Raw genomic sequence first — 23,126 nt, 5'->3', positions numbered from 1 at the left:
CGGTCAGGCCGCCGGGGTGGAGGGCGACGAGGACGGGGTCCCGGAGGGCTCGCCCGACGGGGTGCCCGGTTCGGTGGGCGGCGGGGTGGTGGGCGGCGCGGCGGTGACCTTGACGGTGAGGTCCAGGGTCACTCCGTTGTCCGTCCTGAGGCGCAGCACGAACGTTCCGGCGTCGGTGTCCGCGAAGAGGTCCGGGAGCTGGAGGACACCGTCGGCGCCGGTGGTGAGGCCGGTCAGGGTACGGAGCTTGCTGCCGTCGGCGGCCTTGAAATACGGGCCGCCCGCCGGGGCGGTGGGGTCGGCGGCGGAGGTGATGACCGAGGCGGTGACACCGGTCCCGGAGACGGCCGTGCCGTTGGCCGTGGCCTTGATCTGGACCGGGGCGGCGAACGCGGCGCCCGCGACGGCCGTCAGGTCCTCGCCGCCGGTCCTGGCCAGCGCGTCGGCCGGGCGGGCCGTGACGGTCGTGGTCCAGGTGACGCCGGGGACCAGGCCCGAGGACGGGGTGGCGCGCACCACGAACGTACCGGCCTTCTCACCGGCCTTGAGCTGCGGCGCGATCGCCATGCCGTCCGTGCCGGTGACGACGGTGACGGTCGTGGCGTCCGGGACGAACCGGGTGTCCGTGTCGCCGGCGATCGTGAAGGTGATCTCGACCTTGGCGACGGGCTTGCCCGCCTTGTCCTCGGCGCGGACCGCGGCCCGCCCGGGGAACAGGCTCCCGGCGACCGTGGTGAACGTACCCGTGCCGGCCTTCTCGACGTGGCTGACGACGGGCGGCTTTGACGCCGGCGGCTTCGTCGGGGGCGTCGTCGGCGGCGTGGTCGGAGGAGTCGTCGGAGGTGTGGTGGGCGGCGTCGTCGGGGGCTTGGCGGGCGGCGGGGTGCCCGGGGTCGCCGGCGGCGGGGTGCCCGGCGCCGAGGGCGGCCCGGCGGGCGTCGTCGGGACCGTCCCGGTGGGGCTGTCGGTGCTGGGGAGGACGCCGGTGCCGTCCGGGACCTCGTGGGTGCCCTTGCGGTAGTACTCCAGCCACGACCGGACCGTGTTCAGGTACTCCGTCGAGTGGTTGTAGCTGAGGATCGCCGCGTCCAGGTCGGCGTCGACCGTGAGGTCGCGTCCTTTCCCGCAGAGGTAGTACCCGGCCGCGAGGGCCGCGTCGTAGATGTTGTTGGGGTCCTTGCGGCCGTCCCCGTTGCCGTCCTGGCCCGAGGTCGCCCAGGTGGACGGGATGAACTGCATGGGGCCGACGGCCCGGTCGTGCGTCGTGTCGCCGTCGTACGCGCCGTTGTCCGTGTCGGAGATGTTGGCGAAGCCGACGCCGTTGAGGACGGGGCCGAGGATCGGGGCGGTCGTGGTGCCGTCGGCGCCGACCGCGCCGCCGCGTGCCTGGCCGGACTCGACCTTGCCGATCGCGGCGAGCAGTTGCCAGGGCAGCCGGCAATCGGGCCTGGTCTCCGCGAGGGCCTGTTCCGCCTTCTTGTAGGCGTCGAGGACCGTGGCGGGTATCCCCGCCTCGACGTCACCCTTGGCCGCGGGCAGGTCTATGGACACCAGCGGCTTGTCCGGCGGGTTGAGCGGCGGAAGGTCCGTGTAGTACGGGGAGTTGCCGGTCGCGGGCGTGCCGGGCGGCGTGGTCGTGGCGTCGGCGGCCTGCGTGCCGCCGCCGGGCAGTCCGAGGACGGCGCCCGGCGCCTGGGAGGCGGAGAGGGCGGCGATGGCCACGGCGGCCACCGCAGTCGTGGTGGCTCCTCTGCGCAGTCGGCTGCCGAATGGCACTGCCATACGTCTGGTCCCTCCCCGGTGGAATACACATGCGCGCTCCCCGCGCCTGGGCACCGGCGACCCTACGTCAACTCCCTGTGCGGCAACACCGGTCGCGACCGGTTTTCACCAGTTCGCCACCTGGGGGTCGCCCGGCGGCGGCCGGCCTCACCCGGGCCGGTGCCCCACCCGGGTGAGCTGCGCCGTTGGCACGCCGGTACGCCTGGCCGGTACGCCGGTCAGTGCGCCGCCGACTCCCAGTCGGTGCCGACGCCCACGGAGACGTCCAGCGGCGCCCGCAGGTCGACGGCGGCCGGCATCTCGCGGCGCAGGATCGCCTCGACCTCCTCGCGCTCGCCGGGGGCGATCTCCAGGACGATTTCGTCGTGGACCTGGAGGAGCATCCGGGACGTGAGGCCGGCCGCGCGGACGGCCCGGTCCACGTTCAGCATGGCGACCTTGACGATGTCGGCCGCCGTGCCCTGGATGGGGGCGTTGAGCGCCATCCGCTCGGCGGTCTCGCGGCGCTGGCGGTTGTCGCTGTTGAGGTCGGGCAGATACCGGCGGCGGCCGAGCATCGTCTGCGTGTAGCCCGTGGCCCTGGCCTCGACGACGGCGCGCTGGAGGTAGTCCCGTACGCCGCCGAACCGCTCGAAGAAGGTGTCCATCAGCCCGCGGGCCTCGGCGGCCTCGATGTTCAGCTGCTGGGAGAGGCCGAACGCCGAGAGGCCGTACGCCAGTCCGTACGACATGGCCTTGATCTTGCGGCGCATCTCGGGGTCGACGGCGGCCCGCTCCACCCCGAACACCTGGGAGGCGACGGTGGTGTGCAGGTCCTCCCCGGAGGTGAACGCCTCGATCAGGCCCTCGTCCTCGGAGAGGTGGGCCATCACGCGCAGTTCGATCTGGCTGTAGTCGGCCGTCATCAGCGATTCGTACCCCTCGCCGACGACGAAGCCGCGGCGGATCGCCCGGCCCTCGTCCGTGCGCACGGGCACGTTCTGGAGGTTGGGGTCGGTGGACGAGAGGCGGCCGGTGGCGGCGACGGTCTGGCTGAATGTGGTGTGGATGCGGCCGTCGGCGCCGATCGTCTTGACGAGGCCCTCGACGGTGACCCGCAGCTTCGCCTGTTCGCGGTGGCGCAGCATGATGACGGGCAGTTCGTGGTCGGTCCGGCCGGCGAGCCAGGCGAGCGCGTCGGCGTCGGTGGTGTAACCGGTCTTGGTCTTCTTGGTCCTGGGCAGGCCCAGCTCGCCGAAGAGGACTTCCTGGAGCTGCTTGGGCGAGCCGAGGTTGAACTCGTGGCCGACGGCGGCGTGCGCCTCCTTCACGGCCTGCTGGACGGCGCCCGCGAACTGCTGCTCCATGGCTTCCAGGTGCGCGCGGTCGGCGGCGATGCCGTGGCGCTCCAGCCGGGCCAGCAGGGCGGAGGTGGGCAGCTCCACTCCGTACAGCAGGTCGGTGGCGCCGACCTCGGCGAGCCGCTCGGTGAACGCGTCGCCCAGGTCGAGGACCGCGCGGGCCTGGGTCATCAGCGCGTCGGCCTCGGCCTCGTCGTCGGCGCCGAAGGCGAGCTGGCCGTCGGCGGAGGCGGCGGGCGCCAGCTCCCGGCCGAGGTATTCGACGGCGAGGGTGTCCAGGGCGAAGGAGCGGCGGCCGGGCTTGACGAGGTAGGCGGCGAGGGCGGTGTCCATCGTGACGCCGCCGACGCGCCAGCCGTGCTCGGGGGCGACCCGCATGACGCTCTTCGCGTTGTGCATGACCTTGGGCCGGTCGTCGTCGGCGAGCCAGGCCGCGAAGGCCTGTTCGTCGGCCTCGTCCAGCTGGGTCGTGTCGAACCAGGCGGCGGGGCCGCCCGCCGCGGCGAGCGCGACCTCGGTGATGGAGCCGGCGCCCAGGGCCCAGGTGTCGACCGTGGCGATGCCGAGCGGCCCGGTGCCGTGCTCGGCGAGCCACGGGGTCAGCTGCCCGGAGCCGAGGACGGTGCCGTCCAGCTCGACGCCGGCGGCGGGGGCCGGCGGCTCGTCCTCGACGGCGCCCGGGTCCACGGCCAGCAGCCGCTCGCGGAGGCTGGGGTTGCGGATCTCCAGGAGCTCCAGCACCGAGATCAGGGCCGTACGGTCGTAGGGGCGCCGCTCCAGCTCCTGGGGGGTCTTGGGCAGCTCCACCGTGCACGTCAGCTCCGTGAGCCTGCGGTTGAGCTTGACGGACTCCAGGTGGTCGCGGAAGTTCTGCCCCGCCTTGCCCTTCACCTCCTCGGCGCGCGCGATCAGCTCGTCGAAGGAGCCGAACTCCCTGATCCACTTGGCGGCGGTCTTCTCGCCGACGCCGGGGATGCCGGGGAGGTTGTCGGACGGGTCGCCGCGCAGGGCGGCGAAGTCCGGGTACTGCCGGGGGGAGAGGCCGTACTTCTCCTCGACCTTCTCCGGGGTGAAGCGGGTCAGCTCGGAGACGCCCTTGGTGGGGTAGAGCACGGTCGTGTGCTCGGTGATCAGCTGGAAGGAGTCCCGGTCGCCGGTGACGATGAGCACTTCAAAGCCGGCCGCCTCGGCCTGGGTGGCGAGCGTCGCGATGACGTCGTCGGCCTCGAAGCCGTCGATCGCGAACCGGTCCGCGTGCATCGCGTCCAGCAGCTCGCCGATCAGCTCGACCTGTCCCTTGAACTCGTCGGGGGTCTTCGAGCGGTTCGCCTTGTACTCGGGGAACTCCTCCGAGCGCCACGTCTTGCGGGACACGTCGAAGGCGACCGCGAAGTGCGTGGGCGCCTCGTCACGCAAGGTGTTCGCCAGCATCGACGCGAAGCCGTAGATCGCGTTGGTCGGCTGGCCGGTCGCGGTCGTGAAATTCTCCGCGGGCAGCGCGAAGAACGCCCGGTACGCCAGGGAGTGCCCGTCCATGAGGAGCAGGCGAGGACGGTTGTCTGGGGTCTTCTTCGACGCTGTCTCAGCCACGTACCCGATCCTGCCACGCCCCACTGACAATCCCGACCGGCCCGCGGTCCCGGCCGGTCCGCCCGTCCGGCGTATGGGCCCGGCGGTGATGGGCTTCACTGGGGGGTGGTCTATACCCGTCCGGCAGCCCTGTGCAAAACTTGAATACTGTACACAGTCGACAGTAACCAGTTTGTGTGTGAATCCAGTTCGTGTGTGATACGCAGCTCTAGGAGAGCACGATGGCCAGCAAGCCGCCCGCAGGTGATCCGGTCCAGGACGCGCCGCAGGTCGCGGCCCCGAAGCACGCCGCCGCGGGACTGCCCGCCGTCGCGCACTCCCTGATCATCGCGCGACAGCAGATGGGGGTGCGCCGCAGCGCGCGCACCCTCCTCAAGCTCAACCAGAAGAACGGCTTCGACTGCCCCGGCTGCGCCTGGCCCGAGGGCGACCACCGGCACAAGGCCGAGTTCTGCGAGAACGGCGCGAAGGCCGTCGCCGAGGAGGCGACCGTACGCCGGGTGACCCCGGACTTCTTCGCCGACCACTCCGTGGCGGACCTCGCCGACCGCAGCGGCTACTGGCTCGGCCAGCAGGGCCGTATCACCCAGCCGATGTACCTGCCGGAAGGCGCCGACCACTACCAGGCCGTCCCCTGGGAGCGGGCCTTCCAGATCATCGGCGAGGAACTGAAGGCCCTGGAGTCGCCCGACGAGGCGTGCTTCTACACCTCAGGCCGCACCAGCAACGAGGCCGCGTTCCTCCTCCAGCTCTTCGCGCGCGAGTTCGGCACGAACAACCTGCCCGACTGCTCCAACATGTGCCACGAGTCGTCCGGTTCGGCCCTCGCGGAGACCATAGGCATCGGCAAGGGCAGCGTGTCCCTGGAGGACATGCACAAGGCCGACCTGATCATCGTCGCCGGGCAGAACCCGGGCACCAACCACCCGCGCATGCTCTCCGCGCTGGAGAAGGCCAAGTCCGCGGGCGCGAAGATCATCTCGATCAACCCGCTCCCCGAGGCGGGACTGGAGCGCTTCAAGAACCCCCAGACCCCGCTCGGCATGGTCAAGGGCGCCGCCCTCACCGACCTGTTCCTCCAGATACGCATCGGCGGCGACCAGGCCCTGTTCCGCCTGCTCAACAAGATCGTCCTGGAGACGCCCGGCGCCGTGGACGAGTCCTTCGTCGCCGAATTCACCCACGGGTACGAGGAGTTCGCCGCGGCCGCCCGCGAGGCGGACTGGGACCAGACGCTCACCGCGACCGGCCTGGACCGCGCCGACATCGAGAAGGCCGGCGAGATGGTCCTCGCCTCGAAGCGCACCATCATCTGCTGGGCCATGGGCCTCACCCAGCACAAGCACTCGGTGCCGACCATCCGCGAGGTCGTCAACCTCCTGCTGCTGCGCGGCAACATCGGCCGCCCCGGCGCCGGCGTCTGCCCCGTGCGCGGCCACTCCAACGTGCAGGGCGACCGCACGATGGGCATCTTCGAGCGGCCCTCCGACGCCTTCCTGGACGCCCTGGACCGGGAGTTCAGCATCACCTCGCCCCGCCACCACGGCTACGACGTGGTGCGGTCCATCGAGGCGCTGCGCGACGGCGACGCGAAGGTCTTCTTCGCGATGGGCGGCAACTTCGTCGGCGCGACCCCGGACACCCTCGTGACGGAGGCGGCCATGCGCAACGCGCGGCTCACGGTGCACGTCTCCACCAAGCTCAACCGCTCGCACGTCGTCACCGGCGTCCGCGCGCTGATCCTGCCCACCCTGGGCCGTACCGACAAGGACTTCCAGGCGGGCGTGCGCCAGATCGTGACCGTGGAGGACTCCATGGGCATGGTGCACGCCTCCCGGGGCAACCTCGAACCGGCCAGCCCCCACCTGCTCTCCGAACCGGCCATCGTCGTACGGATGGCACGCGCCGTCCTCGGCCCCTCCTCCCTGATCCCCTGGGAGGACTTCGAGAAGGACTACGCGAACATCCGCGACCGGATCGCCCGCGTCATCCCGGGGTTCGAGAACTTCAACGAGCGCGTCGCCCACCCCAACGGCTTCGAGCTGCCCCACGCGCCGCGCGACGAGCGGAAGTTCCACACGGCCACCGGCAAGGCCAACTTCACCGCCGCGCCCGTCGAGTACCCGAAGCTCCCCGAGGGCCGGCTGCTGCTCCAGACCATGCGCTCGCACGACCAGTACAACACCACGATCTACGGCCTCGACGACCGCTACCGGGGCATCAAGAACGGCCGGCGCATCGTCATGGTCCATCCGGACGACGCGGCCGAACTCGGCCTGCCCGACGGCTCGTACACCGATCTCGTCAGCGAGTGGAAGGACGGCGTGGAGCGCCGCGCCGAGGCCTTCCGGGTCGTCCACTACCCGACGGCCCGGGGCTGCGCCGCCGCGTACTACCCCGAGACCAACGTGCTGGTCCCGCTCGACGCGACGGCCGACATCAGCAACACCCCCACGAGCAAGTCCGTCATCGTCCGCTTCGAGCCCGCGGAACGCCCCGTGGCGGCGGCGGAGTGAGCTAGCAGACAAGGGGCCCGGCTAAGCGATCGCTCAGCCATCTGATAGGACGGTGCACACACCGCCGTCGACGATCGGAGCCGGGCCCCATGGGCGAGCAGCCCCCGACACAGTCCCCCGTGCAGTTCCCCCAGGAGATCATCGACGAGTACGCCGCCCTCGGCGTCGACCTCGCCGCGGTCTTCTCGGCCGGACACCTCGGCACCCGCATGGGGGTGGAGATCGTCGAGGCGTCACCCGAACGTGTCGTCGGCACCATGCCGGTGGAGGGCAACACGCAGCCGTACGGGCTCCTGCACGGCGGCGCGTCCGCCGTGCTCGCCGAGACCCTCGGCTCCATCGGCTCGATGCTGCACGGCGGCAGCCGCAAGATCGCCGTCGGCGTCGACCTCAACTGCACGCACCACCGGGGCGTGCGCGAGGGCCGGGTCACCGGGGTCGCGACCCCGGTCCACCGCGGCCGTACGACCGCCACGTACGAGATCGTCATCACCGACGACCAGGACAGGCGCGTCTGCTCCGCCCGCCTCACCTGCCTCCTGCGGGACGCCCCGGCCGGGGCCTGACCGACGGGGGCCTGACGCAGTAGCGTGCCCGCATGAGGCCCTCACCGCGCCGGTACGGGGTGCCGCTCGGGTACGTACCGGCGTACGCGCTCGTGTTCGCGACCGCCCTCGCCGCCCTCACCGGCTGCGCGGGCGGCCGGGGCGGCGCGGACGCGCGTCCCACCGCCCCCGCGGCCTCCCGGCCCGCGCCGCGGACCACCGCGCCGGAGGACCTCTGCGCCCGGCTCGTGACGCACTGGGCGCGGGTGGTCCTCGACGGCGGCGCCCAGGCCGGTCTGGACTACCAGGCGATGGGGCTGTCCGGCGGCCAGAACGACATCCTGCGCGGCGTGGTCGACGCGGCCCGCGCCGAGGAGAAGGCGCACGGCCCGGCGGCGGCCGGGAGGCTGGTCGCCGTGCGGGCGGAGCGGCGTTGCGCCGACCGCTACCGCGACGGCGGGCCGACCGGCGGCCCCTGGCAGTGAGCGGACCGGCCCACCCTCCGAAGAACCTCCGGAAGACCCCGGGATCCTCACCGATCCCGGCGCCCCCTTCCGTGTCACCTCAGAAAAGCCACCAACCGCACGCGTCACGATTCATGGGCCGGAATACGGAAAAGTGGCACGGAATGCCGGGTTCCATTTCCTCGGTGTAACACTCCGTAATACGCGCGCAATACAGGCGCCGAGCTACATTCCGGATGCGCGATACAGCCACGACCTGGCAGAAGCTCGTGGCACCGCGTGCCCCGGCCGTTCACCGGACATCCGCTGATGTCAGGACTCAAACCCCCGGACAGTCCTGCACGTTCTCAGCATGTGGACCAGACGAACCGCCCCGAATTCCCCCGATCCACCCCTGAAGTTCCGCTATCCATGACGCGCTGGCATAACAAGAGCGTCACATCATTGCCCAGAGCCCTCCACCTGCCCCAATACCCCGCTTATAGTCACCGCCAGTCACCGCGCCGCCGGATTACCTTCAGTTCGGTTCCCGCGCTCGACTCGGTGCGTTCCAGGGGGGACGGCCGTGCCAGGTGAAAGGACTGATCGTGCGTCAACGTTCGCTCATAGCCATGACGGCTACGCTCACTGTGGGAGCGCTCGCGCTCACCGCCTGTGGCTCGCGTGACGAGGGGGGCTCCGGCAGCGAGGACAGCGGCACCACGGTTGTCATCGGCGTCGACGCGCCGCTGACCGGTGACCTCTCCGCGCTGGGTCTCGGCATCAAGAACTCCGTCGACCTCGCGGCCAAGCAGGCCAACACGAAGAAGTACGTCGACGGCATCACCTTCAAGGTGGAGGCCCTCGACGACCAGGCGCAGCCGTCCTCCGGACAGCAGAACGCCACCAAGTTCGTCGCCGACAAGACCGTCCTCGGTGTGGTCGGCCCGCTGAACTCCTCGGTGGCCGAGTCCATGCAGAAGGTCTTCGACGACGCGAAGCTCGCCGAGATCTCGCCCGCCAACACCAACCCGGCCCTCACCCAGGGCACGGACTGGAACGGCGGCACGAAGGCGCGCCCGTACAAGTCGTACTTCCGCACCGCGACCACGGACGCCATCCAGGGCCCGTTCGCCGCGCAGTACCTCTTCAACGACGCGAAGAAGAAGAAGGTCTTCGTCATCGACGACAAGAAGACCTACGGCGCCGGTCTGACCGCCACCTTCACCGCCGAGTTCAAGAAGCTCGGCGGCACGGTCGCCGGTACCGAGCACATCAACCCGGACACCAAGGACTTCGGCGCCGTCGTCACCAAGGTGAAGAGCTCGGGCGCGGACGTCGTCTACTACGGCGGCGAGTACCCGCAGGCCGGCCCGCTGAGCAAGCAGATCAAGAAGTCGGGTGCCAAGATCCCGCTCGTCGGCGGTGACGGCATCTACAGCGCCGACTTCATCAAGCTCTCCGGCAAGGAGGGCGAGGGCGACCTCGCCACCTCGGTCGGCGCGCCGGTCGAGACGCTTCCCTCGGCCAAGGAGTTCGTCGCCAACTACAAGGCGGCCGGCTACAAGGACGCCTACGAGGCGTACGGCGGCTACTCCTACGACTCCGGCTGGGCGATCATCGAGGCGGTCAAGAAGGTCGTCGAAGCCAACGACGGCAAGCTGCCCGACGACGCCCGCGCCAAGGTCGTCGAGGCCCTCCAGACGGTCTCCTTCGACGGTGTGACCGGCAAGGTCTCCTTCGACGAATTCGGTGACGCGACCAACAAGCAGCTCACCGTCTACGCGTACAAGGGCGACGCCTGGGTCCCGGTCAAGTCCGGCACCTACACCGGCTGACCTTTCCCACCCGCACCACTTCCCCAGCCGCGCGGGGCGCTGCGAAGAACAGCGCCCCGCGCGGTTGTCACATCCGTCGAAAGACTCGGAGGACCTGCGGTGCACGAACTGCCGCAACAGCTGGTCAACGGCCTGCTACTGGGATCCATGTACGGGCTCGTCGCCATCGGCTACACGATGGTTTATGGCATTGTCCAGCTCATCAACTTCGCCCATGGCGAGATCTTCATGACCGGCGGCTTCGGAGCCCTGACGGTCTGGCTCATTCTCCCCACGGGCACGACCATGTGGATCGCCCTCCCGCTGATGATCATCGGGGCGATCGTCATCGCCACCACGATCGCGGTCGGAGCGGAACGATTCGCCTACCGGCCCCTGCGCACCGCACCCCGTCTCGCCCCGCTCATCACCGCCATCGGCCTCTCCCTCGCGCTCCAGCAGGCGGTCTGGGCCTGGTACCCGGAGGCGAAGTCGTCCCGCACGTTCCCCGAGATCTCCGGCGGTCCCTTCCACCTGGGCAGCGTCACCATCCAGACCGGTGACATCTTCCTGCTGATCGCCGCGCCGATCTGCATGGGCATCCTGGCCTACTTCGTGGCCAAGACCCGTACCGGCCGCGGCATGCAGGCGACCGCGCAGGACCCGGACACGGCCAAGCTCATGGGCATCAACACCGACCGCATCATCGTGGTCGCGTTCGCCCTCGGTGCCGCCTTCGCCGCCGTCGGGGCCGTCGCGTACGGCCTCAAGTACGGCGAGATCAACTTCCGCATGGGCTTCATCCTCGGCCTCAAGGCCTTCACGGCCGCGGTCCTCGGCGGAATCGGCAACATCTACGGCGCGATGCTGGGCGGTCTCGCCCTCGGCATCGCCGAGACCATGGCCACGGCCTACATCAGCGACATCCCCGGCATGCAGCAGCTCGGCGGCCAGTCCTGGGCCGACGTGTGGGCCTTCGTACTTCTCATCGTCGTGCTCCTCGTCAGGCCACAGGGCCTCCTCGGCGAGCGCGTCGCGGACAGGGCGTGACACCGATGACGACACAGACCACCACAGCGGAAACCCCGCGGACGCCGGAGCCCGGCGCGCCGTCCGGCCTCATAAGCCTCCCGGCCGGCCCGGCCCGGGCGCTGGCGACCGGCGGCGGTGCCCTCACGGCCGTCTCCGCCTTCCTCTCCTGGACCTGGACCTCCGCCTTCCCCGGCGACCTCACCGTCTACGGGTACCCCGGCGGCCTCCAGTGGCTCGTCCTCGTCGCGGGCGTGCTGACCACCCTCTTCGGCCTCGCCTCCTACGGGGTCAAGGGCCTCGGGTGGCTCATCCCGGCCGGCGCCGACAGCGCCCTCAAGTTCGCGGCGCTCGCCGCCTTCGGCACCGCCTGGTACACCGTGCTGGCGATCAGCTACCAGCTCGGCGGCCTCGCCAACCTCGAACCGGGCGGCTTCGTCGCGGCCGTCGCGACCCTGGTCGCCGTCGTCGGCGCCCTGGCCCTGCCGTTCGAGCGCCCCGCGCCCGACCCGGTGGACCCGGACGACGACGAGTGGGACAAGTTCAAGCACCGGGCCGTCGCGTCCGCCCACACCTGGAAGGCGGCCTTCGCCACCGGCCCGTCGGCGCCCGCCCGCCCGCTGCCCTCCTACGTGGAGATCCTGATCATCGTCGCGGCACTCGCCGTCGGCCTGTTCGTCTTCACGTTCGGCATCGGCACCGAGTACGACGAACTGTTCATCGGGTTCCTGATCACGGCGGGCTTCGGCTTCGCGGCCCTGGCCAAGTCCGGCCTCATGGCCCGTATCTCGGTCATCACCTCCCGGCACCGCAACGTCACCATGGCGGGTGCGTTCGCCGCCGCGGCCGCCTTCCCGTTCACCCAGGCCGACGACCAGTACGCCACCATCGGCGTCTACATCCTCATCTTCGCCACCGTCGCCCTGGGCCTGAACATCGTCGTCGGACTCGCCGGTCTCCTCGACCTCGGTTACGTCGCCTTCCTCGGCGTCGGCGCGTACGCCGCGGCCATGGTGTCCGGATCCCCGTCGTCCCCCTTCGACCTCCACCTCCCCTTCTTCGGGGCGGTGCTCGTCGGCGCGGCCGCGTCCATGGTGTTCGGCGTCCTCATCGGCGCCCCCACCCTGCGCCTGCGCGGTGACTACCTCGCCATCGTCACCCTCGGCTTCGGAGAGATCTTCCGTATCACCGTCAACAACCTCGACGGCACCTCGGGCCCCGACATCACCAACGGGTCCAACGGCATCTCCTCGATCCCGAACCTCAAGATGTTCGGCTTCGACTTCGGCATCCCGCACGACGTCTTCGGCGTCACCATCGGGCGCTTCGCGAACTACTTCTTCCTGATGCTGCTGATCACCCTCGTGGTCGTGGTGGTCTTCCGCCGCAGCGGAGACTCCCGCATCGGCCGCGCCTGGGTCGCCATCCGCGAGGACGAGACCGCGGCGCTCGCCATGGGCATCAACGGCTTCCGGGTCAAGCTCATCGCGTTCGCCCTCGGCGCCACGCTGGCCGGCCTCGCCGGTACCGTCCAGGCACACGTCACCTACACGGTGACACCCGAGCAGTACCAGTTCGCGCACGTCGTCCCGCCGAACTCCGCGTTCCTGCTCGCCGCCGTCGTCCTCGGCGGCATGGGGACCATCAGCGGACCCCTCGTCGGCGCCTCGCTGCTCTACCTGATCCCCGCCAAGCTCCAGTTCCTCGGCGACTACCAGCTCCTCGCCTTCGGACTCGCGCTCGTCCTGCTGATGCGCTTCCGTCCCGAAGGCCTCATCCCCAACCGGCGCCGCCAGCTCGAATTCCACGAAGCGGCCGAAGCGCCCGCAGTCCTCAGCAAGACAGGGGCCTGATCCATGACCACCGACACCACGACGAAGGACACCGCCCCGGCCACCGCGCCCGGCGACGTGGTCCTCGACGCCCGCGGCGTCACCATGCGATTCGGCGGCCTCACCGCCGTACGCTCCGTCGACCTCACCGTCAACAAGGGCGAGATCGTCGGTCTCATCGGCCCCAACGGCGCCGGCAAGACCACGTTCTTCAACTGCCTCACCGGCCTCTACATCCCCACCGAGGGCGAGGTCCGCTACAAGGGCACGGTCCTGCCGTCCAAGTCCTTCAAGGTGACCGCGGCCGGCGTCGCCCGTACGTTCCAGAACATCCGCCTCTTCGGCAACATGACCGTCCTGGAGAACGTGCTCGTCGGCCGCCACACCCGTACGAAGGAAGGCCTCTGGTCCGCGCTCCTGCGCGGCCCCGGCTTCCACCGGGCCGAAGCCGCCTCCCGGGCACGCGCGATGGAACTCCTGGAGTTCATCGGCCTGGAGGCCAAGGCCGAACACCTCGCCCGCAACCTGCCCTACGGCGAACAGCGCAAGCTGGAGATCGCCCGGGCCCTCGCGAGCGAACCCGGCCTGCTGCTCCTGGACGAGCCCACGGCCGGCATGAACCCGCAGGAGACCAGGACCACCGAGGAACTCGTCTTCGCCATCCGGGACATGGGCATCGCCGTCCTCGTCATCGAGCACGACATGCGCTTCATCTTCAACCTGTGCGACCGCGTCGCCGTCCTCGTCCAGGGCGAGAAGCTCGTCGAGGGCGACAGCGAGACCGTGCAGGGCGACGAACGAGTCATCGCCGCCTACCTCGGGGAGCCCTTCGAGGGCGACCCGGGCGACGCCAGCAAGGAGAACGACTGATGGCCGCACTTCTCGAAGTCGAGGACCTGCGCGTCGCCTACGGCAAGATCGAGGCCGTCAAGGGCATCTCGTTCAGCGTCGAGGCCGGCGAGGTCGTCACCCTCATCGGCACCAACGGGGCCGGCAAGACGACGACCCTGCGCACCCTCTCCGGGCTGCTCAAGCCCGTCGGCGGGCAGATCAGGTTCAACGGCAGGTCGCTGAAGAAGGTGCCGGCGCACCAGATCGTCGCCCTCGGACTCGCGCACTCCCCCGAGGGCCGGCACATCTTCCCCCGCATGTCGATCGAGGACAACCTGCGCCTCGGGGCGTTCCTGCGGGACGACCGGGCCGGCATCGCCAAGGACATCCAGCGCGCCTACGACCTCTTCCCCATCCTGGGCGAGCGGCGGAAGCAGGCGGCGGGCACGCTGTCCGGCGGCGAGCAGCAGATGCTCGCGATGGGGCGTGCGCTGATGTCCCAGCCGAAGCTGCTGATGCTGGACGAGCCCTCCATGGGGCTCTCCCCCATCATGATGCAGAAGATCATGGCGACGATCGTCGAGCTGAAGGCCCAGGGCACGACGATCCTGCTGGTCGAGCAGAACGCGCAGGCCGCGCTCTCGCTCGCCGACCAGGGGCACGTGATGGAGATCGGCAAGGTCGTCCTGTCCGGCACGGGACGCGACCTGCTGCACGACGAGTCGGTGCGGAAGGCGTACCTGGGCGAGGACTAGGGCGTGTCCGTACGGATACGGAGGAGGGCCCGGCGCTGCTGACCAGCGCCGGGCCCTCCTCCGTGTCGCACACCCCCCGAGGGGCTACTCGCCGCCCTTGCTCTTCGCGGCCTTCTTCTCCTCGGCGTCCAGGATGACTGCCTCGGCGACCTGCTGCATCGACAGCCGCCGGTCCATCGACGTCTTCTGGATCCACCGGAAGGCGGCGGGCTCGGTCAGCCCGTACTGCGTCTGCAACACGCTCTTCGCGCGGTCCACGAGCTTGCGGGTCTCCAGCCGCTGGGTGAGGTCCGCGACCTCCGCCTCCAGCGAGCGCAGCTCGGTGAAGCGCGACACGGCCATCTCGATGGCCGGCACGACGTCACTCTTGCTGAACGGTTTCACCAGGTACGCCATGGCCCCGGCGTCCCGCGCCCGCTCGACCAGGTCGCGCTGCGAGAAGGCGGTGAGCATGAGGACGGGGGCGATGGACTCCTCCGCGATCTTCTCGGCGGCGGAGATCCCGTCCAGGACGGGCATCTTCACGTCCAGGATCACCAGATCGGGCCGGTGCTCCCGCGCCAGCTCGACGGCCGTCTGCCCGTCCCCGGCCTCACCGACGACCGAGTACCCCTCTTCTTCGAGCATCTCCTTGAGGTCGAGCCGGATCAGGGCCTCGTCCTCGGCGATGACGACACGCGTCGTCAGCGGCGGGACGTGCGACTTGTCGTCATCGTCGGGCTGGGGCGACTCGGGGGTGGTCACGGGGGCTCCTCGTTACGGGGCACGGCGCTGCTGCTCCTGATGAGCCTACCTAGCAGCGGCGGGATCCGGTGAACCGGTACACTTCCTGCCAGCTCCCCTTGCTTGCCCGGTTGGAGGAACTGGTCAGACTCGCGGCACTCAAAATGCCGTGCCCTTTGGGCATGTGGGTTCGAATCCCACACCGGGTACCGCTCCACAGAAGTGGATGTTCACGTTCTCGTGAACATCCACTTTTTTGCACTCAGCGCCACGCGTGATCACACAGAGTGTCGGTATGAACCTTCACGGCTCCGACCGGAGCGCGTACGCCTACCTGCTGGGCCTCTACCTGGGCGACGGCTGCATCAGCCCACACCCACACGGCGGCCACCACCTCCGCATCGCCTGCGCCGACGCCTGGCCCGGCCTCGTGGAGCTGTGCCGCCGGGCCATCACCGCCCGGCCAGCCGGGCGCACGCGTGTACCCCATTCGACAAGAAGGGCGCTCCAACGCGTCCGGCGACATCCTGCGGCTCTTCGGCGACACCCTGGACGCGGTCGGCGTCGAGTGGAGGCCGGCCAACCAGGCCCGTACCGTGCAGAACATATCCGTGGCCAAGCGCGCGTCCGTCGCTCTGATGGACCGCCACATCGGGCCCAAGTACTGAGGCCCGGGCTACTTCGGGCTGTCGTCCTCGCCCACGTGGTGGACGCGGACCAGGTTGGTCGCGCCCGGCAGGCCGGGGGGTGAGCCCGCTGTGATGACCACCAGGTCGCCCTTCTGGCAGCGGCCCACGCGGAGCAGGTGTTCGTCCACCTGGGCGACCATTTCGTCCGTCGTGTCGACCTCCGGGGCCAGGAACGCCTCCACGCCCCACGTGAAGGTCAGCTGGGCCTGGGTCGCCGGGACCGGGGTGAAGGCCAGGAGGGGGATCGGGGAGCGGTAGCGGGAGAGGCGTTTCACCGTGTCGCCGGACTCCGTGAAGGCGATCAGGAACCTCGCGCCCAGGAAGTCGCCCAGTTCCGCCGCCGCGCGGGCCACCGCGCCGCCCTGGGTGCGGGGCTTCGTGTGGGCGGGGATGTCGGCCAGGCCCCGCGACAGGAGGTCCTCCTCGGCCGCCTCCACGATGCGGGACATCGTCTTGACCGTCTCGACGGGATACGCGCCCACGCTCGTCTCGCCGGACAGCATCACCGCGTCCGTGCCGTCGATCACCGCGTTGGCGACGTCCGAGGCCTCGGCCCGGGTGGGCCGGGAGTTCTCGATCATCGATTCGAGCATCTGGGTCGCGACGATGACGGGCTTGGCGTTGCGCTTGGCCAGCGTGATCGCGCGTTTCTGCACGAGCGGGACCTGCTCCAGCGGCATCTCGACGCCCAGGTCACCGCGGGCGACCATGATCCCGTCGAACGCGGCGACGATCCCGTCGATCTCCTCGACCGCCTGAGGCTTCTCGATCTTGGCGATGACGGGCAGCCGGCGCCCCTCCTCGTCCATGATCCGGTGCACCTCGCCGACGTCCTGCCCGCTCCGTACGAACGACAGCGCGATCATGTCCGCGCCGGTGCGCAGCGCCCAGCGCAGGTCGTCCGCGTCCTTGGCGGAGAGTGCGGGGACGGAGACGGCGACACCGGGGAGGTTGATGCCCTTGTGGTCGGAGATCACGCCCCCCTCGATGACGAGGGTGTGGACACGGGGCCCTTCCACGGAGGTGACTTCGAGGGTCACCTTGCCGTCGTCCACGAGGACGCGGTCCCCGGAGTCGACGTCCGCGGCCAGTCCGTCGTACGTGGTGCCGCAGACATGCCGGTCCCCCTCCACGGGGTCCGTGGTGAGGGTGAACTCGTCGCCCCGTTCCAGCAGTACGGGTCCGTCGCGGAACGTGCCCAGCCGGATCTTCGGCCCCTGGAGGTCGGCGAGGACGCCGACACTGCGGCCGGTCTCGTCGCCGGCTTTCCGTACGTGCCGCAGACGCTCCTCGTGCTCCGCGTACGTCCCGTGGCTGAGGTTGAGGCGCGCCACGTTCATCCCGGCCTCGACCAGGGCTTTGACCTGGTCGTACGTGTCCGTGGCGGGTCCCAGTGTGCAGACGATTTTCGCTCGGCGCATAGTTCGAGCGTACGACTTACCGTCCGGTAGGGCCGGAGGACAGGTCCGGCGGCGTCATCGTGAAGCGCGCGTTCACCTGGGCGTGGACGGTCTGCCGCTGGGGTTCGAGATCCAGTACGGGAGGCTGGTCGTCGGATTCCGCCCCGGCGTACGCGGCCCGCTGCATGCCGTAACCGGGCGCCGGCGCGTACCCGCCCGCGTTCTCCGCGCCCAGGTCCGCCAGCTCGACCAGCGCGGCGAGGCGCGCCCCGAGCGCCTCCGCGTACTCGCGGGCCCGCTGGACGGCTTCCCGTACGGCCTGGCGGCGCGCCTCGCCGTGGGCGGGCGAGTCGGGGCGCAGCGACCACCAGGGTCCGCCGACGCGCGTGAGGTCGTGGTCGGCGAGGCGCGTGGTGAGTTCGCCGAGGGCGGTGAAGTCGGCGAGTTCGACGGTGAGGTGCACGCTGCCGTGGTAGGCGCGGACCCGTTCGCCCCGGCCGTGCCGGGTCAGTTCGGGGCTGATGGAGAAGGAGCCGGTCTCCAGCTTCTCGACGGAGTCGCCGTACGACTTGACGAGGGCGACGACGTCCGCGTTGCGGCGGGTGAGGTCGTCCAGCGCGGCGCGCCGGTCGGTGCCGCGGGCGGTGACGGTGACGGTGATCCGGGCGATCTCGGGGTCGACTTCGAGGAGCGCTTCGCCGCGGACGGCGACGCGCGGGGTCTCGGGGGTGCCGTAGGGCGGGGCGGCGGAGGCGGGTGCGTCGTCGGTCGTACGAACGTCGTCGGTCATACGGACACTGTCGCACCCGGGTACGACAGGCCGCAGTCATCTGATCGAAACCCGTCGGGGGTGTTGCGGTCACCCACCCGTGGGCCAGAATCTACGCGCGTTGTGCACACGTTGTGCATCGGATCGAGGGAGAAGAAATGCCGCTGGACAGAAGGACGTTCCTGGAGCGCTCGGCCGCCGCCGGGGCGGGTGTGGCGCTGGTGGGCGGCGCGGCGATACCGGCGGAGGCGACCGGGAAGGGCCACGGCCACGGTCACGGCCGGCCCCCGAAGCGGTACTCGCTCACCGTGATGGGGACGACGGACCTGCACGGGAACGTCTTCAACTGGGACTACTTCACGGACAAGGAGTACGACGACTCCGCCCACAACGACGTCGGCCTGGCCAAGATCTCCACGCTGGTGGACCAGATCCGCGCGGAGAAGGGCCGCCGCAACACGCTGCTCATCGACGCGGGTGACACGATCCAGGGCACCCAACTGTCGTACTACTACGCCAAGGTCGACCCGATCACCGCGAAGCGCGGCCCGGTGCACCCGATGGCGCAGGCGATGAACGCGATCGGCTACGACGCGGCGGCGCTCGGCAACCACGAGTTCAACTACGGCATCCCGGTGCTGCGGAAGTTCGAGGAGCAGTGCGACTTCCCGCTGCTCGGGGCGAACGCGCTGGACGCGAGGACGCTGAAGCCGGCCTTCGCGCCGTACGTCATCAAGAAGCTGCGCACGCCGTCCGGTGACGACGTGAAGGTGGCCATTCTCGGGCTGACGAACCCGGGGATCGCGATCTGGGACAAGGCCAACGTCCAGGGCAAGATGACGTTCCCGGGGCTGGAGGAGCAGGCGGCGAAGTGGGTGCCGAAGCTGCGCTCCATGGGCGCGGACGTCGTGATCGTGTCGGCGCACTCGGGTACGGACGGCTCGTCGTCGTACGGCGACCAGGTCCCGTACGTGGAGAACGCGGCGACGCTGGTGGCGGAGCAGGTCCCGGGCATCGACGCGATCCTGGTGGGCCACGCGCACCAGGAGATCGCGGAGCGCCGGGTCGTCAACAAGAAGACCGGTAAGGAGGTTGTCCTCTCCGAGCCGCTGCGGTGGGGCCAGCGGCTGACGCTCTTCGACGTCGAGCTGGTGCGCGAGCGCGGCTGCTGGACGGTGGAGCGGGTCACGTCGAAGGTCCTCAACTCCAACACGGTGGCGGAGGACCGGAAGATCACCGGCATGCTCGCGGACGAGCACCGCAAGGTGGTGGCGTACGTCAACCAGGTGATCGGTACGTCGGTCGCGGCGATGTCCACGGTGGAGGCGCCGTGGAAGGACGAGCCGATCATCGATCTGATCAACCACGTGCAGACGGAGACGGTGAAGGCGGCCCTGGCGGGCGGCGAGTGGGCGGCGCTGCCGGTGCTGTCGCAGGCGTCGTGCTTCTCCCGTACGGCGGCGATCCCGGCCGGTCCTGTGACCATCAAGGACGCGGCGGGTCTCTACCCGTTCGAGAACACCATGGAGGCACGCCTCCTGACGGGTGCTCAGATCAAGGAGTACCTGGAGTTCTCCGCGAAGTACTACGTCCAGACGGCGGCCGGCGCGGTGGTGGACACCTCGAAGCTGACGAACGCCGCCAACACCCCGGACTACAACTACGACGCGGTGTCGGGGCTGACGTACGAGATCGACATCGCGAAGCCGGTGGGCTCGCGGATCGTGAATCTCCGGTTCGCCGGGGCGGCGCTGGACCCGGCGGCGAAGTTCGTGCTGGCGGTGAACAACTACCGGGCGAGCGGCGGCGGGAACTTCCCGCACGTGGCCGCCGCCCAGCAGCTGTGGGCCAACTCGAACGAGATCCGTAACACGATCATCGAGTGGGTGCGCGCGGCGGGCACGGTCGATCCGTCGTCGTTCGCTTCGGTGGACTGGAAGCTGACGCGGGACGGCGTGCCGGTCTTCTAGGCGGCCGGTCTTCCGGGCAATCGCCTTTCCGGGCAACCGGACTTCCGGGCGACCGGTCGTCCGGGCGCCGTCCCGCCGCTGTCTCAGCGGACCTCGGTCAGCGGGACCAGACCCCTCGGTGCGGGCACCGAGCGGGTCCGGTCCCGCCCGTCGAGGCCGAAGCTGGTGAAAGCGGTGCGCCGGGGCAGCGGGTAGGGCTCGGTGCCGGTGAGGTGGTTGAGGATGGTGGCGCCGCGCCACGCGGCGAGTCCGAGGTCGGGGGCTCCGACGCCGTGGGTGTGGCGTTCCGCGTTCTGTACGTAGACGGAGCCGGTGACGCTGCGGTCCAGGACGAGCCGGTGGTGTGCGTCGACGCGCGGGCGCTCGGAGCTGTCGCGGCGCAGGTACGGGTCGAGGCCGGCGAGGATCCGGTCGTAGGGGCGTTCGCGGTAGCCGGTGGCGAGGACCACGGCGTCGGTGGTGAGGCGGGTGCGGGTGCCCTGCTGGCCGTGTTCCAGGTGGAGTTCGACCTTGGTGGTGGCGACGCGGCCCGCCGTACGGACGGAGACGCCGGGGGTGAGGACGGCGTCGGGCCAGCCGCCGTGGAGGGTGCGCCGGTACAGCTCGTCGTGGATGGCGGCGATGGTGTCGGCGCCGATGCCCTTGTGGAGCTGCCACTGGCGGGGTACGAGGTCGTCGCGTACCTGCTCGGGCAGGGCGTGGAAGTACTGGGTGTAGTCCGGGGTGAACTGTTCCAGGCCGAGCTTGGAGTACTCCATGGGGGCGAACGCCTCGGTACGGGCGAGCCAGTGGAGTTTCTCGGCGCCGGCGGGGCGGGCGCGCAGCAGGTCCAGGAAGATCTCCGCGCCGGACTGGCCCGAGCCGATGACGGTGATGTGCCCGGCGGCGAGCAGGCGTTCGCGGTGGTCGAGGTAGTCGGCGGAGTGGATGACGGGGACGGCGGGGGCCTCGGCGAGGGGTTTGAGCGGTTCGGGCACGTAGGGCTCAGTGCCGATGCCGAGGACGACATTGCGGGTGTATGCGCGGCCGAGGGCCTCGACCTCGCCGTCCCGGTCGAGCTGGGTGAAGTCGACCTCGAACAGGGCGCGTTCGTGGTTCCAGCGGACGGCGTCGACCTGATGTCCGAAGTGGAGCCCGGGGAGTTGTTCGCTGACCCAGCGGCAGTACGCGTCGTACTCGGCGCGCTGGATGTGGAAGCGCTCGGCCACGTAGAAGGGGAAGAGCCGGTCGCGGGCCCTGAGGTAGCTGAGGAAGGACCAGGGGCTGGCGGGGTCGGCGAGGGTCACCAGGTCGGCCAGGAAGGGGACTTGGAGGGTGGTGCCGTCGATGAGCAGGCCGGGGTGCCACCGGAAGGACTGGCTCTGGTCGTAGAAGGTGGCGGCGAGGCCGCCGTGGACGCCGTCGGCGAGCGCGGCGAGGGAGAGGTTGAACGGGCCGATGCCGATGCCCACCAGGTCGTGGGGGTCGTCCAGATCGTTGGGCCGGTCGGTCATCGGCGGGTGCCGCCTTCCACGAGTCGGAGCAGGGTGTCGAGGTCGCCGGGGGTGGCGTGGGGGTTGAGCAGGGTGGCCTTGAACCAGAGGCGGTCGTCGGCGCGGGCGCGGCCGAGGACGGCGGTGCCTTCGGTGAGGAGAGTGCGGCGGGTGGCGGCGACGGCGTGGTCGGGGGCGCCGGCGGGCCGGAACAACACGGTGGTCAGGGTGGGCCGTTCGTACAGCTCCAGGCCCGGCCGGTCCTCGACCAGGTCGGCGAGGAGCCGGGCGGAGGCGAGGACGCGGTCGACGAGCGCGGCGAGTCCGGCGCGGCCGAGTGCCTTGAGGGTGACGGCGATCTTGAGGACGTCGGGGCGGCGGGTGGTGCGCAGGGAGCGGCCGAGGAGGTCGGGGAGGCCGGCCTCGGTGTCGTCGTCGGCGTTGAGGTAGTCGGCGGTGTGGGCCAGGGGGGCCAGGTCGCCGGTACGGGGGACGGCGAGGAGGCCGGCGGCGATGGGCTGCCAGCCGAGTTTGTGGAGGTCGAGGGTGACGCTGTGGGCGCGGTGGAGCCCGTCGAGCAGGGGGCGGTGGGTGGGGCTGAAGAGGAGCGGCCCGCCGTAGGAGGCGTCGGTGTGGAGGGCGGCGCCGTGGGTGTCGCAGACGTCGGCGAGGGCGGTCAGGGGGTCGATCCGGCCGGTGTCGGTGGTGCCCGCGGTGGCGGTGACGAGGAGGGGGCCGCGCAGGGCGCTGAGGACCGCGTCCAGCGCGGCGGGGTCGAGGATGCCCGCGGGGGTGGGGATCGTGACGGGGCGGGGCAGGCCGAGGAGCCAGGCGGCGCGGTGGACGGAGTGGTGGGTGTGGGCGCCGCAGACGACCTGGAGGGTGGGGCCGTGCCGCTCCCGGGCGAGGAGCAGGGCGAGGTGGTTGGACTCGGTGCCGCCGGTGGTGAGGATCGCGTCGGGGGCGGTGTCGGCCGTACGCGGGCCGGGGTAGACCTCGTCGGCGAGGGCGCGGGTGACGAGCGCTTCGAGGGCGGAGGCGGCGGGGGCCTGGTCCCACGAGTCCATGGACTGGTTGAGGGCGGACGCGGCGAGGTCGGCGGCGACGGCGAGCGCGAGCGGCGGGGTGTGCAGGTGGGCGGCGCAGTGGGGGTGGGCGGGGTCCGCGGCGCCCAGGGAGAGGGCGTGGACGAGGGTACGAAGGGCCTCACCCGGCCCCGCGCCGGTCTCGGGGAGGACGGGTTCGGCGGCGGTACGGAGCCGTCCGGCGACGCGCCCGGGCCCGCCGGCGGGCAAGGGGCCGCCGCGTTCGGCGGCGCCGTCGTGGAGGGCGTCCAGAACGGTGGCGAGGAGGGGCCGCAGCGCGTCGGACCCGTGTTCGCCACCTGCCAGGGGCGGGAGGGTGATGCCGGGGGGTGGCGTGCGCATAGGGGGTCCTTCAGGTTCGGTGGTCGTGCGTGCCCGTGGAGCACAACGAGCGGAACCCGTAAGGAGTATCGGCCGGGGTGGGGTTGCCTTGGACCGTCCGGCGGACGGGGCGGGGGGAACCCCCCCCCCGGGAGGCGCCCCCGAAACGGCGGGGGCGGGGGGGGTGGTGGAGATTTTCGGCGCGCTGTAGGGGCCG

17 protein-coding genes and 1 tRNA gene are annotated in these 23,126 nt (G+C 70.6%); 11 read left to right on the top strand and 7 right to left on the bottom strand.

Going from position 1 to position 23,126, the window contains the following annotated elements; genetic code table 11:
* Positions 1 to 3: 3 nt before the first annotated feature.
* Together ACIODU_RS30040 and polA are read right to left on the bottom strand one after the other, a co-directional pair.
* Positions 4 to 1,782 carry a lytic transglycosylase domain-containing protein gene (locus ACIODU_RS30040; RefSeq protein ID WP_401771546.1) on the bottom strand — a complete coding sequence of 593 codons (1,779 nt, stop codon included), beginning with the start codon at positions 1,780 to 1,782 and terminating at the stop codon, positions 4 to 6.
* 218 nt (positions 1,783 to 2,000) lie between these two features.
* On the bottom strand, positions 2,001 to 4,712 hold the full coding sequence (gene polA, locus ACIODU_RS30035; protein ID WP_356424462.1) for a DNA polymerase I: 2,712 nt from the start codon (positions 4,710 to 4,712) through the stop codon (positions 2,001 to 2,003).
* A 221-nt stretch (positions 4,713 to 4,933) separates the two neighbouring features.
* On the opposite strand from polA, the gene ACIODU_RS30030 reads away from it, so the two are divergent.
* The 8 genes from ACIODU_RS30030 (at position 4,934) to ACIODU_RS29995 (ending at position 14,480) form a co-directional block, all read left to right on the top strand.
* Positions 4,934 to 7,228 (top strand): FdhF/YdeP family oxidoreductase, encoded by a 2,295-nt coding sequence (locus ACIODU_RS30030; protein WP_401771542.1) that lies wholly within the window; start codon positions 4,934 to 4,936, stop codon positions 7,226 to 7,228.
* Between the two features lie 89 nt (positions 7,229 to 7,317).
* Entirely contained in the window at positions 7,318 to 7,794 is a 477-nt protein-coding gene (locus ACIODU_RS30025) for a hotdog fold thioesterase (RefSeq protein ID WP_356424467.1), read from the top strand.
* 32 nt (positions 7,795 to 7,826) lie between these two features.
* Positions 7,827 to 8,258 (top strand): hypothetical protein, encoded by a 432-nt coding sequence (locus ACIODU_RS30020; protein ID WP_401771540.1) that lies wholly within the window; start codon positions 7,827 to 7,829, stop codon positions 8,256 to 8,258.
* A 566-nt stretch (positions 8,259 to 8,824) separates the two neighbouring features.
* Complete coding sequence (locus ACIODU_RS30015) at positions 8,825 to 10,054, top strand: branched-chain amino acid ABC transporter substrate-binding protein (protein ID WP_356424473.1); 1,230 nt, start codon at positions 8,825 to 8,827, stop codon at positions 10,052 to 10,054.
* 99 nt (positions 10,055 to 10,153) lie between these two features.
* Positions 10,154 to 11,083: a branched-chain amino acid ABC transporter permease gene (locus ACIODU_RS30010; RefSeq protein ID WP_356424476.1), complete on the top strand. Its 930-nt coding sequence runs from the start codon at positions 10,154 to 10,156 to the stop codon at positions 11,081 to 11,083.
* Between the two features lie 5 nt (positions 11,084 to 11,088).
* Positions 11,089 to 12,915, top strand: a complete 1,827-nt coding sequence (locus tag ACIODU_RS30005; RefSeq protein WP_401771537.1) for a branched-chain amino acid ABC transporter permease — start codon at positions 11,089 to 11,091, stop codon at positions 12,913 to 12,915.
* A 3-nt stretch (positions 12,916 to 12,918) separates the two neighbouring features.
* Positions 12,919 to 13,764, top strand: a complete 846-nt coding sequence (locus ACIODU_RS30000) for an ABC transporter ATP-binding protein (protein ID WP_356424482.1) — start codon at positions 12,919 to 12,921, stop codon at positions 13,762 to 13,764.
* Complete coding sequence (locus ACIODU_RS29995; RefSeq protein WP_161308084.1) at positions 13,764 to 14,480, top strand: ABC transporter ATP-binding protein; 717 nt, start codon at positions 13,764 to 13,766, stop codon at positions 14,478 to 14,480. Before ACIODU_RS30000 ends, ACIODU_RS29995 begins: the two co-directional genes overlap by 1 nt.
* Before the next feature lie 84 nt (positions 14,481 to 14,564).
* Here ACIODU_RS29995 and ACIODU_RS29990 read toward each other — a convergent pair whose 3' ends face one another.
* The gene (locus ACIODU_RS29990) at positions 14,565 to 15,224 is read right to left on the bottom strand and encodes a response regulator (protein WP_161308085.1); all 660 of its coding nucleotides are present in this window, start codon (positions 15,222 to 15,224) and stop codon (positions 14,565 to 14,567) included.
* 104 nt (positions 15,225 to 15,328) lie between these two features.
* Between ACIODU_RS29990 and ACIODU_RS29985 the strand changes: the two genes are divergently transcribed.
* Together ACIODU_RS29985 and ACIODU_RS29980 are read left to right on the top strand one after the other, a co-directional pair.
* Positions 15,329 to 15,412, top strand: a tRNA-Leu gene (locus ACIODU_RS29985).
* 270 nt (positions 15,413 to 15,682) lie between these two features.
* Positions 15,683 to 15,871 carry a hypothetical protein gene (locus tag ACIODU_RS29980; RefSeq protein ID WP_401771533.1) on the top strand — a complete coding sequence of 63 codons (189 nt, stop codon included), beginning with the start codon at positions 15,683 to 15,685 and terminating at the stop codon, positions 15,869 to 15,871.
* An 8-nt stretch (positions 15,872 to 15,879) separates the two neighbouring features.
* Here ACIODU_RS29980 and pyk read toward each other — a convergent pair whose 3' ends face one another.
* Complete coding sequence (gene pyk / locus ACIODU_RS29975) at positions 15,880 to 17,313, bottom strand: pyruvate kinase (protein ID WP_401771530.1); 1,434 nt, start codon at positions 17,311 to 17,313, stop codon at positions 15,880 to 15,882.
* A 16-nt stretch (positions 17,314 to 17,329) separates the two neighbouring features.
* Positions 17,330 to 18,082: an SIMPL domain-containing protein gene (locus ACIODU_RS29970; protein ID WP_356424489.1), complete on the bottom strand. Its 753-nt coding sequence runs from the start codon at positions 18,080 to 18,082 to the stop codon at positions 17,330 to 17,332.
* 137 nt (positions 18,083 to 18,219) lie between these two features.
* Here ACIODU_RS29970 and ACIODU_RS29965 point away from each other — a divergent pair, with 137 nt between their 5' ends.
* Positions 18,220 to 20,031, top strand: a complete 1,812-nt coding sequence (locus ACIODU_RS29965; RefSeq protein WP_356424491.1) for a 5'-nucleotidase C-terminal domain-containing protein — start codon at positions 18,220 to 18,222, stop codon at positions 20,029 to 20,031.
* Between the two features lie 83 nt (positions 20,032 to 20,114).
* Here the strand turns inward: ACIODU_RS29965 and ACIODU_RS29960 are convergent, their stop codons facing one another.
* Together ACIODU_RS29960 and ACIODU_RS29955 are read right to left on the bottom strand one after the other, a co-directional pair.
* The gene (locus tag ACIODU_RS29960) at positions 20,115 to 21,524 is read right to left on the bottom strand and encodes a lysine N(6)-hydroxylase/L-ornithine N(5)-oxygenase family protein (protein ID WP_401771526.1); all 1,410 of its coding nucleotides are present in this window, start codon (positions 21,522 to 21,524) and stop codon (positions 20,115 to 20,117) included.
* Positions 21,521 to 22,909, bottom strand: a complete 1,389-nt coding sequence (locus tag ACIODU_RS29955; protein ID WP_401771587.1) for a pyridoxal phosphate-dependent decarboxylase family protein — start codon at positions 22,907 to 22,909, stop codon at positions 21,521 to 21,523. The genes ACIODU_RS29960 and ACIODU_RS29955 overlap by 4 nt, the downstream gene beginning before the upstream one ends.
* Between the last annotated feature and the right edge of the window lie 217 nt (positions 22,910 to 23,126).

This window comes from Streptomyces sp. NPDC088261 (assembly GCF_044740805.1).
Classification (GTDB): Bacteria; Actinomycetota; Actinomycetes; order Streptomycetales; family Streptomycetaceae; genus Streptomyces.
Note: the sequence above shows the minus strand (reverse complement) of the source record. Positions and strands in the feature narration are given on the sequence as shown.

Excerpts from the sequence above, each read along its gene's own strand:
- ACIODU_RS30040 (WP_401771546.1), bottom strand. The coding sequence starts at position 1,782 with ATGGCAGTGCCATTCGGCAGCCGACTGCGCAGAGGAGCCACCACGACT.
- ACIODU_RS30030 (WP_401771542.1), top strand. The coding sequence starts at position 4,934 with ATGGCCAGCAAGCCGCCCGCAGGTGATCCGGTCCAGGACGCGCCGCAG.
- ACIODU_RS30025 (WP_356424467.1), top strand. The coding sequence starts at position 7,318 with ATGGGCGAGCAGCCCCCGACACAGTCCCCCGTGCAGTTCCCCCAGGAG.
- ACIODU_RS30020 (WP_401771540.1), top strand. The coding sequence starts at position 7,827 with ATGAGGCCCTCACCGCGCCGGTACGGGGTGCCGCTCGGGTACGTACCG.
- ACIODU_RS30005 (WP_401771537.1), top strand. The coding sequence starts at position 11,089 with ATGACGACACAGACCACCACAGCGGAAACCCCGCGGACGCCGGAGCCC.
- ACIODU_RS30000 (WP_356424482.1), top strand. The coding sequence starts at position 12,919 with ATGACCACCGACACCACGACGAAGGACACCGCCCCGGCCACCGCGCCC.
- ACIODU_RS29995 (WP_161308084.1), top strand. The coding sequence starts at position 13,764 with ATGGCCGCACTTCTCGAAGTCGAGGACCTGCGCGTCGCCTACGGCAAG.
- pyk (WP_401771530.1), bottom strand. The coding sequence starts at position 17,313 with ATGCGCCGAGCGAAAATCGTCTGCACACTGGGACCCGCCACGGACACG.
- ACIODU_RS29970 (WP_356424489.1), bottom strand. The coding sequence starts at position 18,082 with ATGACCGACGACGTTCGTACGACCGACGACGCACCCGCCTCCGCCGCC.
- ACIODU_RS29965 (WP_356424491.1), top strand. The coding sequence starts at position 18,220 with ATGCCGCTGGACAGAAGGACGTTCCTGGAGCGCTCGGCCGCCGCCGGG.
- ACIODU_RS29960 (WP_401771526.1), bottom strand. The coding sequence starts at position 21,524 with ATGACCGACCGGCCCAACGATCTGGACGACCCCCACGACCTGGTGGGC.